General features: G+C 74.4%; 13 protein-coding genes. 7 read left to right on the top strand and 6 right to left on the bottom strand.

The annotated features are described in order from the left end of the window. Positions 1 to 238 precede the first annotated feature (238 nt). A complete protein-coding gene (locus BCD49_RS17260) occupies positions 239 to 532 on the bottom strand; it encodes a DUF167 domain-containing protein (RefSeq protein WP_007517509.1) in 294 nt (97 codons plus the stop codon). Between the two features lie 114 nt (positions 533 to 646). Between BCD49_RS17260 and fabG the strand changes: the two genes are divergently transcribed. The 5 genes from fabG to BCD49_RS44140 all read left to right on the top strand — a co-directional run bounded on the left by fabG (position 647) and on the right by BCD49_RS44140 (position 4,996). Beyond that, entirely contained in the window at positions 647 to 1,369 is a 723-nt protein-coding gene (gene fabG / locus BCD49_RS17255) for a 3-oxoacyl-ACP reductase FabG (protein WP_007517511.1), read from the top strand. 156 nt (positions 1,370 to 1,525) lie between these two features. Continuing rightward, positions 1,526 to 2,737, top strand: coding sequence for a ferrochelatase (locus BCD49_RS17250; RefSeq protein ID WP_007517513.1), 1,212 nt, complete (start codon positions 1,526 to 1,528; stop codon positions 2,735 to 2,737). Between the two features lie 125 nt (positions 2,738 to 2,862). Next, the gene (locus BCD49_RS17245) at positions 2,863 to 3,378 is read left to right on the top strand and encodes a DUF3090 family protein (RefSeq protein ID WP_007517515.1); all 516 of its coding nucleotides are present in this window, start codon (positions 2,863 to 2,865) and stop codon (positions 3,376 to 3,378) included. Between the two features lie 241 nt (positions 3,379 to 3,619). Continuing rightward, complete coding sequence (locus tag BCD49_RS43140) at positions 3,620 to 4,000, top strand: hypothetical protein (protein WP_007517517.1); 381 nt, start codon at positions 3,620 to 3,622, stop codon at positions 3,998 to 4,000. A gap of 9 nt (positions 4,001 to 4,009) precedes the next feature. Further along, on the top strand, positions 4,010 to 4,996 hold the full coding sequence (locus tag BCD49_RS44140) for a hypothetical protein (RefSeq protein ID WP_007517518.1): 987 nt from the start codon (positions 4,010 to 4,012) through the stop codon (positions 4,994 to 4,996). A 319-nt stretch (positions 4,997 to 5,315) separates the two neighbouring features. Here BCD49_RS44140 and BCD49_RS17230 read toward each other — a convergent pair whose 3' ends face one another. From BCD49_RS17230 to BCD49_RS17215, 4 genes are all read right to left on the bottom strand, one after another. Continuing rightward, positions 5,316 to 6,104 (bottom strand): hypothetical protein, encoded by a 789-nt coding sequence (locus BCD49_RS17230; RefSeq protein WP_198536202.1) that lies wholly within the window; start codon positions 6,102 to 6,104, stop codon positions 5,316 to 5,318. Positions 6,105 to 6,241: 137 nt separating this feature from the next. After that, the gene (locus tag BCD49_RS17225) at positions 6,242 to 7,501 is read right to left on the bottom strand and encodes a glycosyltransferase (RefSeq protein WP_083401519.1); all 1,260 of its coding nucleotides are present in this window, start codon (positions 7,499 to 7,501) and stop codon (positions 6,242 to 6,244) included. Between the two features lie 183 nt (positions 7,502 to 7,684). Further along, positions 7,685 to 8,839, bottom strand: a complete 1,155-nt coding sequence (locus tag BCD49_RS17220; RefSeq protein ID WP_198536201.1) for a glycosyltransferase family 4 protein — start codon at positions 8,837 to 8,839, stop codon at positions 7,685 to 7,687. A gap of 153 nt (positions 8,840 to 8,992) precedes the next feature. Continuing rightward, positions 8,993 to 9,604: a DUF3099 domain-containing protein gene (locus tag BCD49_RS17215; RefSeq protein ID WP_071041675.1), complete on the bottom strand. Its 612-nt coding sequence runs from the start codon at positions 9,602 to 9,604 to the stop codon at positions 8,993 to 8,995. A 242-nt stretch (positions 9,605 to 9,846) separates the two neighbouring features. Here BCD49_RS17215 and BCD49_RS17210 point away from each other — a divergent pair, with 242 nt between their 5' ends. Together BCD49_RS17210 and BCD49_RS17205 are read left to right on the top strand one after the other, a co-directional pair. Further along, complete coding sequence (locus tag BCD49_RS17210) at positions 9,847 to 11,028, top strand: CaiB/BaiF CoA transferase family protein (RefSeq protein WP_007517525.1); 1,182 nt, start codon at positions 9,847 to 9,849, stop codon at positions 11,026 to 11,028. A gap of 66 nt (positions 11,029 to 11,094) precedes the next feature. Beyond that, the gene (locus BCD49_RS17205; protein ID WP_007517527.1) at positions 11,095 to 11,958 is read left to right on the top strand and encodes an SAM hydrolase/SAM-dependent halogenase family protein; all 864 of its coding nucleotides are present in this window, start codon (positions 11,095 to 11,097) and stop codon (positions 11,956 to 11,958) included. A gap of 37 nt (positions 11,959 to 11,995) precedes the next feature. Here BCD49_RS17205 and pucL read toward each other — a convergent pair whose 3' ends face one another. Further along, positions 11,996 to 12,886, bottom strand: coding sequence for a factor-independent urate hydroxylase (gene pucL, locus BCD49_RS17200; protein ID WP_071041674.1), 891 nt, complete (start codon positions 12,884 to 12,886; stop codon positions 11,996 to 11,998). Between the last annotated feature and the right edge of the window lie 713 nt (positions 12,887 to 13,599).

The following is a 13,599-nucleotide window of genomic DNA, read 5'->3' as shown; positions in this document are numbered from 1 at the left end:
AGCGGGTGCACCCCCGGAGACCGGAGGCCCGCTCACCCCAGTCCGGACGCGTGGCACTGGCACCGCGTTGTCCTGGTGGTTCGCGTCCCGTCGGATGTCGCCTGGTCCGCCATCCATCTCACCACCCCGTACGGGGTCGGTGCTCGCCGCCCGGCCCCGGCCAGCCAGCCGAAGCCATCCACTGGCCAGCGGCCCGCCCGCGTCGGCCGCCCCCCGCTGGCCCAGGCCGCCGCCGTGGTCAGGGGGACTGGCGGAGAGCGGCGAGGCGGGCGCGCAGAGCGGGTTCGTCGGCGGCCGGGGCGTCGATCTCGACGATCTTGGTTCGGCTGGTCGCGCCGCGGACGAGAGCGACGTCACGGCGGCGCAGGCCGAGCGCGTCCGCGAGCGCCCGCAGCGCCGCCTCGGTGGCCTTCCCGTCGACAGCCCTGGCCGCGACCCGGACCATCAGGTTCGGCTCACCGCCCGGAGTGGCGGCCTGCCCGCCGACCGCCGTCCGGCCGGCTCCCGGTTGCACCCTGATCGTCACCCGCACGGACCTATCGTCCCCGTCGCGGCTCGCCGGGCGACCGCGGGGATCGGGCGCACGGCGGCCGACAGGCTGGCGCGGTGGCGCCAGGCAGCCCGGTGGGCGGCTACGATCCGCCCCATGGTCGAGAACGAGGGTCAGGGTCGGGTCGCGCTGGTCACCGGCGGCAACCGGGGGATCGGCGCCGCCTGCGCCGCGGCCCTGGTGGCGGACGGGCAGCGGGTCGCGGTCGCCAGCCGCGGCGGGGAGGCGCCGGAGGGCATGTTCGGCGTCCGGCTCGACGTCACGAGCGTCGAGTCGGTGGAGAAGGCGTTCGCCGAGGTCGAGGCCGAGCTCGGGCCGATCGACATCGTTGTGTCCAATGCCGGCATCGTCAAGGACACGCTGCTGCTCACGATGTCCGAGGACGCGTTCCGCGACGTCGTCGACACGAACCTGCTGGGCGCCTACCGGGTCGCCAAGCGCGCCGCCCGCGGCATGCTCCGGCGGCGCTACGGCAGGCTGGTGTTCATCTCCTCGGTCGTGGGCCTGTCAGGCCAGCCTGGCCAGTCGAACTACGCCGCGTCCAAGGCGGGTCTCGTCGGCTTCGCCCGCTCGCTCGCCCGCGAGCTCGCGCCCCGCAACATCACCGCCAACGTCGTCGCTCCCGGCCCGATCCGCACCGACATGACCGACGCGCTCACCGACGCCCAGCGTGAGCTGCTCGTCGGCAGCGTCCCCGGCAAGCGGATGGGCGAGCCGGAGGAGGTCGCGGCGGCGGTGGCCTTCCTCGCCTCGGAGCGCGCCGGCTACATCACCGGCGCCGTCCTGCCGGTCGACGGCGGCGTCGGCATGGGTCACTGACGGTCGGCGCGGGAGCCAGGCTCGCCCGCCGCCCGGCGGGAGGCCTCGTGCCGTGGCGCGTCGGCGGGCTACCCACGGGCAACTGTCGCGCCGTCCTGGCCGACGAGGACCCACCGCCCGCCGTTTCTCTGGCGGCGGGAGGGGGAGAATGGGCTGATGCGCCAGACTTCCGGGGTGGACCAGGACGCGCTGCTGCTGGTCACCTTCGGCGGTCCGGAGGGGCCCGCGGACGTCGTCCCGTTCCTGCGCAACGTGACGCGCGGCCGGGGGGTGCCCGAGGAACGGCTCGCCGAGGTCGCCGAGCACTACCAGAGCCTCGGCGGGCGTAGCCCGATCAACGACCAGAGCCGGGAGCTGCTGGCGGCGCTGCGCGCCGAGCTCGCGCCGTTGCCTGTCTACTGGGGCAACCGCAACTGGCGCCCGTACCTGCGCGACGCACTGGCCGAGATGCGCGCGGACGGGGTCCGGCGGGCCGCGTGCTTCATCCCGTCGGTCTTCGCGACCTACTCCGGCTGCCGCCAGTACCGGGAGAATCTCGCCGACGCGCTCACCGAGGTTTCCGCCGGCGGCCAGTGCGCCGGCGACAACGGCGAGGCGGACGGGAGCGAGGCGGACGGCGGCCTCGAGCTGATCAAGCTGCGGGTCTTCTTCGACCACCCCGGGTTCGTCGGCCCGATGGTCGACCGGGTCGCGGCCGCCGTCGACGCGCTGCCGGCCGGCCGTCGCGACGGCGCGCACCTGGTGTTCGTCGCGCACTCCGTGCCGCGCTGGCAGGCGATCGAGAGCGGGCCGACCGGCGGCGCCTACGAACGCCAGCTGAGGGCGTCGAGCGAGATCGTCGCCCGGGGCCTCGCCGAGCGGCGCGGCCAGGAGCATCCCTGGGACGTCGCCTACTGCAGCCGCAGCGGTTCCCCTCGGGTGCCCTGGCTGGAGCCGGACGTCGGCACCCGGCTGGCGGAGCTCGCGGCCGATGGTGTGCGAACCGTCGTGATCGTGCCGATCGGATTCGTCAGCGACCACATGGAGGTCATCCAGGACCTGGACCGGGTGGCGCTGGACCAGGCGAAAAAGCTCGGGCTCACCGCGGTGCGGGCCGGTACTGTCGGGTCGGACCCGCGGTTCGTCCAGATGATCGTCGAGCTGCTCCGGGAGCGGCGGGACCCGGGCGTGCCACGACGGGCGCTGAGCGCCCTCGGTCCGTCACCTGACGTCTGCCCGACGGAGTGCTGTTCCTCGGCCTCCGCCCAGGACCGCCGGCCGGCGGCGGCCGGTACCTCCGACGACGCCCGCGGCACCGGCCGGTACCCCGACGATGGCCGGGATACCCAGGGCGCGGGGATACTGGGGAAAGGTCCGCCGGCCGGCTAGCGCGCCGCGGACTGGCGCCACCTGACCGGATCCTCTGACCCGGATCCCTGGTCACGCATCGTCCGGCCGTGGGCGGGTATTCCGGGCCGGGTATTCCTGATCGTCTGACGGAGAGTGCGCAAGGCATGCAGCGATACGTGTTCGACCCGCCGGAGCGGTTCGTGGTCGGAACCGTCGGGCAGCCGGGCGAGCGTTCGTTCTACCTCCAGGCGGCGTCCGCCGGGCAACTGATCACCATCGGGCTGGAGAAGGCCGAGGTGACGGCGCTGACCGAGGGCCTGTCGGCGCTGCTCGGGCAGGTCGGCCAGCAGCAGGGCATCGCCGTGCCGGCCGCCGCCGACATCGAGGTGGACCTGGCGCCGCTGGAGGCGCCGTTCGAGGAGGACTTCCACCTCGGTCAGCTGACCGTCTCGTGGGACGGCCGGCGGGTGTTCGTCGAGGCGGCGGGGCTCTCGGCCGGTCAGCTGGGGACGCCCGTCAGCGAGGAGGACCTCGACTCGCTGCGCGTCGGCCTGTCGATCCCGCAGACCAGGGCGTTCATCGAGCGTGCCCGCAGCATCGTCGCCGCGGGCCGTCCCTCCTGCGTCCTGTGCGGTCGCCCCGACGGTCCCGGCGGCCACTTCTGCCCCCGCCTCAACTAAGGCACCTCCTCAATCCAGGCACGGTTCCTCGGGCACGGTTCCTCTGGAAATCCCGAGGTCGTCCGGACTCGACCGCCCATGCATTTGGGACTAAAGTCCTTAAGTGCTGGGGGGCGTCGGGGGATGCGGCTTGCCGCCGCCTGCCGGCGGCGCGTCTCGGGCGCGCCGCCGGCAGCCGCCGCCGGAGGCAGGCCCCCGCCGCCGACAAGCTCCGGCGCCGACAATCACCCGCACCAGGTGCGTGTACGCCGCGGACCGAGCACCGCCCGCCGCCTTTCTCCGGAACGGTGCCGCCGCCGGCTACCCGGACGGCGGTGACGGAGTGGTCGACGGGATGGGCGGCGCGGAGGTGGCGGGCCCGGTGATGCCGACGACGACGATCGTGGCCAGAGTGACCGGTGAGCACCCGGTCGGTGCCGTCGTCAGGGTCAGCGTGAGTGCGCCCGGCATCGGGGTGGGGAGCCGGCCCATGTCGACGCTGGCCAGCAGGGCCGGGGCGGTGGCCGGCCGGGTCGGGACGGTGCTGTCCGACTCGGTGAGCGCGGTGCCATTGGTCGCCGAGGCGCTGGCGACGGTGTGGATCGTGGTCTGGCCGGCCGAGGCGGTGCTGGGCGCCGTATAGGTGCCGGTGATGTCCAGGCTGGTCCGGTCGCTGGTCCGGTCGCTGGTCCGGTTGATCGTCGCGGTGAAGCTGGACGCCACGAGGGCTATCGCCGGACAGTTCGGGTCGGCGGTGATCGTCACGACGGGGAACGGCGTGGTGGACCCGCTCGGGCTCGGGCTCGCGCTGCCCGATGGGCTGGCGCTTGTACTGGGGTTGGCGCTTGTGGTGGGGCTTGTGCTGGGGCTGCCGCTCGGGCTGGCACCGCCGGTGGGGCTGGCGCTCGTCGTCGGGCTCGCGGTCGGGCTGAGCGAGGCGCTGACGGTGACGGTCGGCACGAGGCCGGGGCTGGCGCTGATCGTCACTGGCGACGTCGCGCTCGGCGTCGGCGCGGGCGCGCTGGCGGTTGGCGTCGGGGCACGGCTGGTCGTCGGGCTCGTCGACTGTGGCCGGCTGGTGCCGGAGGTCGTCCTGGGCCCTGTGTTCCCGGCCCGGGAGGTCTCCACCGGGAGCGGAAACGTGGTCGGCGCCGCGTTGGAAGGAGTCGTGTCGGCGATGGTGAACGGGACGGTGTCGGATGTTCCGTCCCAGGGCTTCGCCGTCAGTGTGACGACACCGTTCGCCCCGGTCCGCGAGCCGCCRGGCCCTCCCGCGGGGCCGCCGTCCCCCGAGGTGTCGTGCCCGCCGCCCAGAAGAAGCAGCAGGCCGATGGCCGGCACGGCGAGCAGCTGCGTCAGGCCGAACGTCCGACCGCGTTTCCCGACGCGAGGGACTCGCCGGTGCCGGGCCCGGTGCCGTGGACCTGTCGGCGCGGGCACCCCCGAGGCGAGGGACTCGGCGGGCGGGGTGACAGGCGGGGTGGCGGGCGAGCCAGGGGTGGCATCGGCGCTGTTCTGCCCGGCCTCGGCGCTTTCGGGGCTCGAGGGATCTGGGTTGCCCTGCCGGCTCACCTGTGAGCGGGTTCCTTCCCAGGACGAACGACGCCTCCAAGATGAACGACGCCGCGTGCCGTGTTAGCTACTCGTTCCGTCACAGTACCGGCAATCCGGAAGCGCCCAGGCGTCATCACCCGAACGGTGTCAGAACGTTGGCTCGACCACCACCAACGGCCGCCCACCGGTGGGCCTCCGCTTTATCCGCTCGAAAGGTGATGACGTTCTTTGACGCCACCGAACGGTGATCGGCCCTTCCTGAGAAGCAATGAGCTGGCCGAGCGAGGCGGCGGCGCGGCGAGACCGTATCGCCAAGGATGGCGCCGTCGGCGCCTTTGATATTGATATGTCCCGATTCACCGGCCGCCAGCGGGAAGACCGTTGTCGAGGGGGGAGCGATCCGGTCAGCGGGTGGGCGGGGTGGCGGCGTGCGCCGGGTCGAAGGCGTCGTAGGCCGCCTCATAGGCACGGCGGACGGCGGCGGACAGGCCGCGGAGCGCCTCGGAACGGCGGGTGATCTCGGCGGCGGTGACGGCGGCCCCGTCGTCCAGGGCGGCGAGGTCGAGCAGGGCGCGCAGCCGCTCGGCGCGGGCGAGCAGGGCATGCGCGACCGACGGGTATCCGGGGCCGAGCCCAGGACCCGGGTCCTCCTCGGCGCGATCGCGCAGCAGGGCGAGCACCTCCGGGCGGGCGCTGGCGACGTCCAGGTCCAGCAGCGCCGACGTCGTCGCCGCGATCGCCTGGGCGAGCTCACGTTCCGCGGCACGCACCGGGGTCGGCGGCGCCGGCAGCCGGGCCGCGGGCAGCACCCGCCAGTGGACCGACTCCAGCCCCCCCTCCACCGCCGGGCCATGCACCTCCACCGTCGGGACCAGCAGCAGCGGCGGGCTCGGGCCGATGACCAGCACCGCCTCGCCGGCGGCCAGCGCGTCGGCGTTCACCGCCGGTGGGCCTGGCAGTCCCGAGATGTCGCCAGGGACCGGCAGGACCAGCCGGAACCGCTCGGCGCGCGCCGAGCGCAGGGCGCCCAGGCCGAGCAGCAACGGCTCGTCGCCGAGCGTGTGCCGGCAGGGGCCGAGCGTCCGCTGGACGTGTGTCAGGACGTCATCGGCGCCGACGAGCCCGGCGAGCCAGGCGTTCGCCCAGCCGGCGAGCACGCCGGACCGTGGCGCGGGCAGAAGAGCGGGGCACACGCGCCTACGGTAGGCACTTCCTCGCCGAGATGTGACCCCGACGGGAGCAGAACTGCCCCGAGAGGCCGTGGTTCGCGCAGGTGGGCCGCCCTCTCGGTCCGCCACGCCCGGGCGGTCAGCCATTCTCGGCGAGCCGGTTACGCGGCGCGAGGCAGGTCGGCTCCGCCTGCGGACGCGTGGCCACCGGCGTCCGTGCCGAGACCGCCGCCGACGTCGCCGAGACCGCTGAGGCCGGCCGTCCCGGCGGGCAGCGACAGCGGGGCGCCACGGCGCGGCAGGGCCGGCAGACCGTGGACGGACAGGAAACCGTCGACGGTGGCCGACCAGGGGAACATCTCCGCACGGGCGCGGGCGGCCAGCCGCCGGTCGGCCGGATCCAGCGCGAGAACCTCCTCGACGGCGTCGGCGAAGCCGTAGCCGCAGCCGGCGGCCACCCGGCCGCAGCGCGGGTCGACCAGCTCCGCCAGCGCGCTGCCGTGGTGGACGACCACCGGCGTCGCGCTGGCCATCGCCTCCAGCGCGGCGAGGCCGAACGTCTCGACCGGCCCGGGCGCGAGCGCGACGTCGGCGCTGGCGAGCAGGCTGGACAGGCGGTCCCGGTCCGCGACGAAGCCCAGGAACACGACCGRCAGGCCGGCGGCGCGGCGTTCCAGCTCCTTGCGGCCGTTGCCGTCGCCGGCCAGCACCAGCCGCGCCGGGATCTTGCGGCGGACCAGCTCGGCGAGGGCGTCGATGGCGATGTCGACCCGCTTCTCCGGGTCCATCCGACCGATCGAGACGAGCAGCACGTCCGAGTCGCGGGCGAACGCCCGGCGCAGCGACCGGTCGGCGGTCCGGGCGCCGAACCGGTCCAGGTCGACGCCCAGCGGCACCTGCCGCAGGTTGTCGGCACCGATGCGCCGGAACTCGGCGGCCGCCCAGGCGGTGGTCGTCACCACCGTGTCGTAGCCGGCGGCCAGCCCGCGGTTGGAGACGTCGGCGGCGGCGCGCACCGGCAGCACCCCGCGCAGCGAGCACGGCGTCTTCGCGCCGAGCAGCCGGTCGACCCGCTCGTGGGAGACGACGAGCGAGTGCACGTCGCGCTTGCGGGCCCATCGGCCGAGCCGGCGCAGCGTGGTGCGGTCGTGTACCTCGAGGCGGTTCGGCGCCGCCTCGTCGAGCAACGCGGCCACCCGCCACGGCTCGGTGATCATGCGGTAGCTGGTGCCGAGGACCAGGGGCGAGCGCACCATCAGCGTGGTGACGCCATCGGCGTGGCGCACCCCGTCGCGGCGCGCGGGCAGCACCCTGACCACCTCGTGGCCGGCGGCCACGTAGCCCGAGGCCAGGTGACGCAGCGTCGTGCGGATACCCCCGGACGTCGGCGCCACGAAGTTGGCGACCTGCGCGATCCTCATGCGGCCCACTCTCCATCGGCTCGGGGCGGCGGCTGTCCGGCCGCGCCTGGGCTGGTGCTCAGGGTTGGTTGGCGGGTCCAGTAGGGAGGTCGGGTCGGCTCGCGGGGTCAGGACAAGCGCGGGCGTGGGCGTGATGAGCAGCCGGCCGGGCGGTGGTGCCCGGCCGGGCGGGGTCGCGGGTGCTCAGCGCCAGGCGTCTCCGTCCCGGTTCGCGCTGATGTTGGCGCCGAGCACGTCGCGGTAGTGGCCGAGCAGTTCGTCCCCGATCGCCCGCCAGCCGCAGTCGGCCACCGAGGCGCGAGCCTCGTTGCCCATCGCGGCCCGGCCGGGACCGTCGATCACGAGCGTGGCGACCTGGGCGCGCAGCGCCGCGGAGTCACCCGGCCGGTAGTGCAGCCCCGTCCTGCCGTGCTCGACCACGTCGAGCAGCCCGCCGGCCGCGGGCCCGACCACCGGCACGCCGCTGGCCTTCGCCTCCTGCGCCGCCTGGCAGAACGTCTCGTACTGGCCGGTGTGCACGAACACGTCCAGGCTCGCGAGCGCCGACGACAGCCCCTGGCCGGACTGGAAGCCCAGGAACGCCGCGCCGGGCAGCAGCCGCTCCAGGCGCGCCCGCTCCGGTCCGTCGCCGACGACCACCAGCCGGGTGCCCGGCAGGCCGCTCACGGCGCCGAGCAGCTCGACGCCCTTCTCCCTGGCGAGCCGGCCGACGTAGCCGACGAGGACCTCGCCGTCGGGCGCGAGCCTGGCGCGCAGGTCGTCGTCGCGGTGGTCCGGGTTGAACCGGTCCAGGTCGACTCCCCGGCGCCAGCGGGCGACACGCTGGACGCCGGCGCCGACCAGCGCGTCGACCGCGTCCCAGGACGGCGCCAGGGTGCGGGCGGCGAGCCGGTGCACGGCCGCGAGCCACCGCCAGATCGAGCGGTCCAGGGACGCGAGGCCGTAACGGCGGGCGAAGCCGGCGAGGTCGGTCTGGTACACGGCGACGCTGGGCACCCCGAGCCGGTGGGCCGCGAAGGCCGCCTGCGCGCCGAGTCCGGCGGGGGCCGCCAGGTGGACGACGTCGGGGGCGAACCGGCGCAGCGCCGGGGTGAGGCTCGGCCACGGGGTCGCGAACCGGAACTGCGGGTAGCCCGGGAGCGGCGCGGACGGCGTCCGCAGCACCGGGGCGCCCGCGTAGACCCGGGGCGCCTTGCCAGCGGCCCGGGCCCCGGGGGACGGCGCCACGACGAGCGCCTGGTGCCCCTCGGCCTCCAGGTGCTCCAACACGCGGCAGACCGTGTTCGTGACCCCGTCCACGTGGGGCAGGAAGGACTCGGTGACCACCGCAACGCGCACAGGGCCACGGTGACAGGGCAGGGAACGCAGACGTATACCACTAGCCGGCTACGACATGAACGTTGCCCCACAGATAAGTAGTGATCGTCCAGTGGGCCGCGCATGTTCGTCGGATGGCTGGTCGTTCGGCTGGCTGGTCGTTCGGCTGGCCGGTCAGCGTCGCGGTGGGCGGCGCGGGCCGAAGAAGCCGACATCCACCGGTGTGGCCGGCCGGGGCGGCGGAGCCGCCGGGGCACCGTACGGGGAGTCGCCGGTGGGCTGGTTCGACGCGGGCGGCACCGACCAGGCGGGTTTCGGCCCGGGCGCGGGGAACGGCCCCGAGCCGGCCTCGCGTTCCGGCTCGGCGGACGGCCCCGGCCCGGAGCGTGGGCCCGTGGGAGCTGAGCCAGGACGCGCGCTCGCGTCGTCCGGTCCGCGGTGGTTCCCGCCGTCCTGGAGGTCGCCCTCGACGACGGGGTGGGCGGCGGACTCGAGGGCCGCTGGCGCACCGTCGACCGAACGGCTGGCCGCCTCGAATCCGACCGGGCGGCCCCGCGCCGGCGCCGGCCCGCCGTTGGCGACCACGACCGCCACCCACGGGATGAYCAGCGCGGCAACGATGGCCAGGAACCGGATCCATCCGTGGAAGAGGACAACCGCGAGCACGAAGCAGAGCACGCGGAAAGCCATCCACATCAGGTACTGGCTCTGCCGGCGGCCGATGTCCACGTGGCGCGGGTCGGCGGCCGAGGTGATGAGCGCCGGCTGCTGGCGGCGCAGCCTCATCCGCACGTCTACTCCCAGGATCGTCCGGTTCGGTCCGCCCGCTGGACAGCGAGCCCCGCTCGGCGCCCCCATCCTGCCCAGCTTCTCCCTAGTGTCCGCCTGCCCGCGCGCATTCACCAACCTCCGCCGCCACCGCGGTGGGAGATCGTGAGCGGGGCACGGCCGCGGCCGCGCAGGTCACATGGGTCGCACCGGATGCGAATGGCCGACGCGGGGCCAGACGGCGCCATAAGGTTGCCGACGTGCTGCCGCTGCAGGGAATGACCGTCGTCAGCCTGGAACACGCGGTCGCGCTGCCGTTCGCGACCCGTCACCTGGCCGAGTACGGTGCCCGAGTCATCAAGATCGAACGGCTGGGTTCGGGTGACTTCGCCCGTGCCTACGACGACGCGGTGCGCGGGGAGATGTCCGCGCACTTCTCCTGGCTGAACCGGTCGAAGGAGTCCTTCGCCGTCGACGTCAAGGTCCCCTCCGGCCTGGCGGCGCTGGAGCGGCTGGTCGCGGGCGCCGACGTCGTCGCGCAGAACCTCTCGCCCGGGGCCGCCGCCCGGCTCGGCCTCGACGCCGCCACCCTCACCGCCCGCTACCCGCGGCTGGTCGCCGTCGACCTCTCCGGCTACGGCCCTACCGGCCCATACGCCGGGCGGCGGGCCTACGACATGCTGATCCAGGCCGAGTCAGGCCTGGTCTCGGTGACCGGCACGCCGGAGCACATGGCGAAGGCGGGCTTCGCCGCCGCCGACGTCGCCGCCGGGACCTACGCCGCCCAGGCGATCCTCGTGGCCCTGCTGCGCAGGGAACGGACCGGCGAGGGCGCGGCGCTCGCGCTCACCATGCTGGACGCGATCACGGAATGGAACGGCTATGCCGTCCAGTTCGCCGAGCACACGGGCCGCGCGCCGGCCAGGGCCGGCGTCGGTCATGCGTCGATCGCCCCCTACGAGGCGTTCACCACCGCCGACGGCGACAGCGTGCTCATCGGGGTACAGAACGACCGGGAATGGGCCCGCCTGGCCGCCGGCCTGCTCGGCCGTCCCGACCTGGCCGACGACCCCGAGTTCGCCACCAACCGCGGACGGGTGCGCAATCGGGCACGAACCGACGCGATCGTCGCGGAGGTCGTCGGCGCGCTGCCCACCGCGGCGGTGACGGCGGGCCTGGACGCGGCCGGGATCGCCTACGGCCGGGTCAACGAGATGGCCGACGTTCTCGCCCACCCTCAGCTGGCCGCCCGCGACCGTTGGGTGGACATCGACTCGCCCGTCGGCCTGGTGCGCCAGCTGCGCCCGGTCGTCGAGTTCCCGGGCGCCCCACCCCGGCTCGAGCCGATCCCCGCCCTCGGCGAGCACACCGAGAAGATCCTCGCCGAGCTGGGCTACACCCCCGACCAGCTCGCGGACCTGCGCGCCGACGGCGCCATCTAGCCGGCTCCCACGCGGTCACCGGAAAACGGCGCGGCCGCGACGAGCGGCGGCCGGCGGGGAGGGAGCATGGGTCCTGTGCCGCATGTGAGCTTCCTGACCGACTACGGGCTCGCCGACGGGTTCGTCGCCGCCTGCCACGGCGTGCTGCTGCGTCGCGGCGTGAGCGCGCTCGACATCACCCACCTGATCGACCCCGGCGACGTCCGGCGGGGCGCGGCCGTGCTCGCCCAGACGGTGCGCTACCTGCCGGTCAACGTCCACCTCGCGGTCGTCGATCCGGGTGTCGGCACCAGCCGGCGAGGCGTCGTGCTGGTCACGCCGGGCGGGATGCTCGTCGGGCCCGATAACGGGCTGCTGGCGCCGGCCGCGGCGGTGCTCGGCGGAGTCACCGCGGCGGTGGCGCTGGCCGCCCGGCCGGGGGTGCCGGCGACGTTCCACGGCCGGGACGTGTTCGCGCCGGCGGCGGCCGAGCTCGCTACCGGCACACCCCCGGCGGCGCTGGGGCAACCGGTCTCCCCGGCGGAGATCGTCCGGCTGCCGCCGGTGCTGGCGCGGGTGAGCGAGCCGGAGACCCGGGCGGACCGGGCCGAGGCGAAACTCGAGGCCGAGGTCGTGCTCGTCGACCGGTTCGGCAACGTCCAGCTCGCCGCGACCGGTGACCTGCTGGCCCACGTCGGCCTGGTGCCCGGCCAGCGGGCCGAGGTTCGCGGCCTGGCGACCCAGAACGCGCCGCTGGTGCTGCCGGTCGGGGTGACGTTCGGCTCGGTCGAGCCGGGTGAGCTGGTGCTGTACGTCGACTCGGCGGGGATGGCCGCGTTCGCCGTCCGCGACGGCGACGCGGCCAGCAGGCTGGGCCTCGCCCCCGGCGACGTGGTCACCCTGTTCCCCCGCCGCGCGCGGCCGGACCGTGGCGGCTGGTCGACCGAATAGGTCGACCGAACAGGCAGGCACCGATGGCGCCAGCCGGTCAGCAGAAGCCGGGGGTGCTCTCCCAGGCGGGCCCGGCGTCAGGGGCGTCGTCGCGCAGGACGGTGCCCTCGATCTTCCCGTACGGCCRGTCGGCGGCGTAGAAGACCGTGTTCGGGTTGTCGAGGCCGTAGGGCGCCAGGTCGACGAGGAAGTGGTGCTTGTTCGGCATCGACATCCGGATCTCGGCGACCTCGGGGTGCGCGGTCAGCACCTCCTCGCCCATCTTGTACAGCGTCTGCTGCAGCGCCAGGCTGTGCACGGACGCGAACGTCTCGAGCAGGATCGTCCGAATGCTGGCGAACAGCTTCCCGTAATCGTGCTCGACGCCGACGAGGCGCCACCGGGCGGTGACCTCCGTGGCCAGGATCCGGTCGTCGGTCTCGGGGAGCGTCGTGTAGCGGTCCCGCGCGAAGCCCCAGAACTCGGACCCGGTCGACTTCAGCACCACGAGCCCGGCCAGGCCCGACACGACGCGGGCGTCGTCGCCGTCGACGGTGACGACGGTCATGCGCCGTTCGGAGCCGGCGCGGCTGAACGCGTGGTCGTGGCCGGCGCCGCCGACCTGGATGCGCTCCCAGCCGTACTGCTCGATCTCGACCCGGGCGCCGGTCACCCAGTCGAACGAGCCGGTGAAGTGCCGGCCGAGGCGCAGCGCGAACTCCTCGATCTCGCCGACCCCGTCCCGGGCGAACGCGTAGACCGTGTTCTTCTGCGCGTCCGTGGTCAGGATGTGCGCGTTGTCGCCGGTCAGGTGCGCGTCGGCGAAGTCCCCGCGCAGCGCCGACGACACGTTGAGGTCGGTGATCTGGTGGACCGGGGTGGACCGGTCCACGTGCACCAGCCGGACCTCGGCCTTCCCGAACTGGTTCGGTCCGAGCACGATCGCCATGGCTCCTCCTGAGGTCGGTCTGGCCTGGATGGCCATCGTCGCCCCGTCAGGTGCGGGGCCTGGTGACGGCGACGTTCGGCGGATGTTTCCCCGATCTCCCGACCTGCCCGCGGCCGGCGGTGGCGGCTGACCTGCGGTGGCCGACCGGCGGTGGCCGACCGGCGTGCGTCGCGAGGCCCGACGCGGACCGCCGGCGGGCGGCAGGTATGCGCGGAGAGCAGGCTGGACTACGTCGCGCATTTATTTGGGGCCAATTCCGTGACAGCGGAGGACCGTCGACGACCGGGCCGTGGAGCGCGCGCCGGTGACAGGCGGATGTTGTTCTCCGGCCCGGTGGACGGTGGGAATTTGGCTATGCCCCCGGTGGTTCTGGTGAGGCACTCTGGTGGCGGTTCGGGCATCCGTCCGAGTAGCCGGGCGACGCCGTGGGGGAGTCGTTCGGGCGCACATCGCGGCTGGCATTGACGTGGGTTGGGAAACGTTCACGGAAGTGGGCATTCCTCCAGCCGAGGTCCGGTCGCCGCGAGCGGGACGGCCCGGGGGCGCGTCCGGTGGTCGGCCGTGGGGACGGCGATCACGGTGTGGCGACGGATGTTGGCTCCGTCCGGTGGCGTGGGGACGCCGGCGCTTGGCCCGCGGACTTCCGGGGGTGCGGCAGGGGGGCCGGCCGAAGGGCGCGTTCATGATGAATTCTCGCGCGCCCGGAGACGGCC

Origin of the sequence: Pseudofrankia sp. EUN1h (genome assembly GCF_001854645.1) — a bacterium.
Taxonomy (GTDB): Bacteria; Actinomycetota; Actinomycetes; order Frankiales; family Frankiaceae; genus Pseudofrankia; species Pseudofrankia saprophytica.
Note: the sequence above shows the minus strand (reverse complement) of the source record. Positions and strands in the feature narration are given on the sequence as shown.

Excerpts from the sequence above, each read along its gene's own strand:
- BCD49_RS17205 (WP_007517527.1), top strand. The coding sequence starts at position 11,095 with ATGGGTCCTGTGCCGCATGTGAGCTTCCTGACCGACTACGGGCTCGCC.
- BCD49_RS17250 (WP_007517513.1), top strand. The coding sequence starts at position 1,526 with ATGCGCCAGACTTCCGGGGTGGACCAGGACGCGCTGCTGCTGGTCACC.
- BCD49_RS17245 (WP_007517515.1), top strand. The coding sequence starts at position 2,863 with ATGCAGCGATACGTGTTCGACCCGCCGGAGCGGTTCGTGGTCGGAACC.
- fabG (WP_007517511.1), top strand. The coding sequence starts at position 647 with ATGGTCGAGAACGAGGGTCAGGGTCGGGTCGCGCTGGTCACCGGCGGC.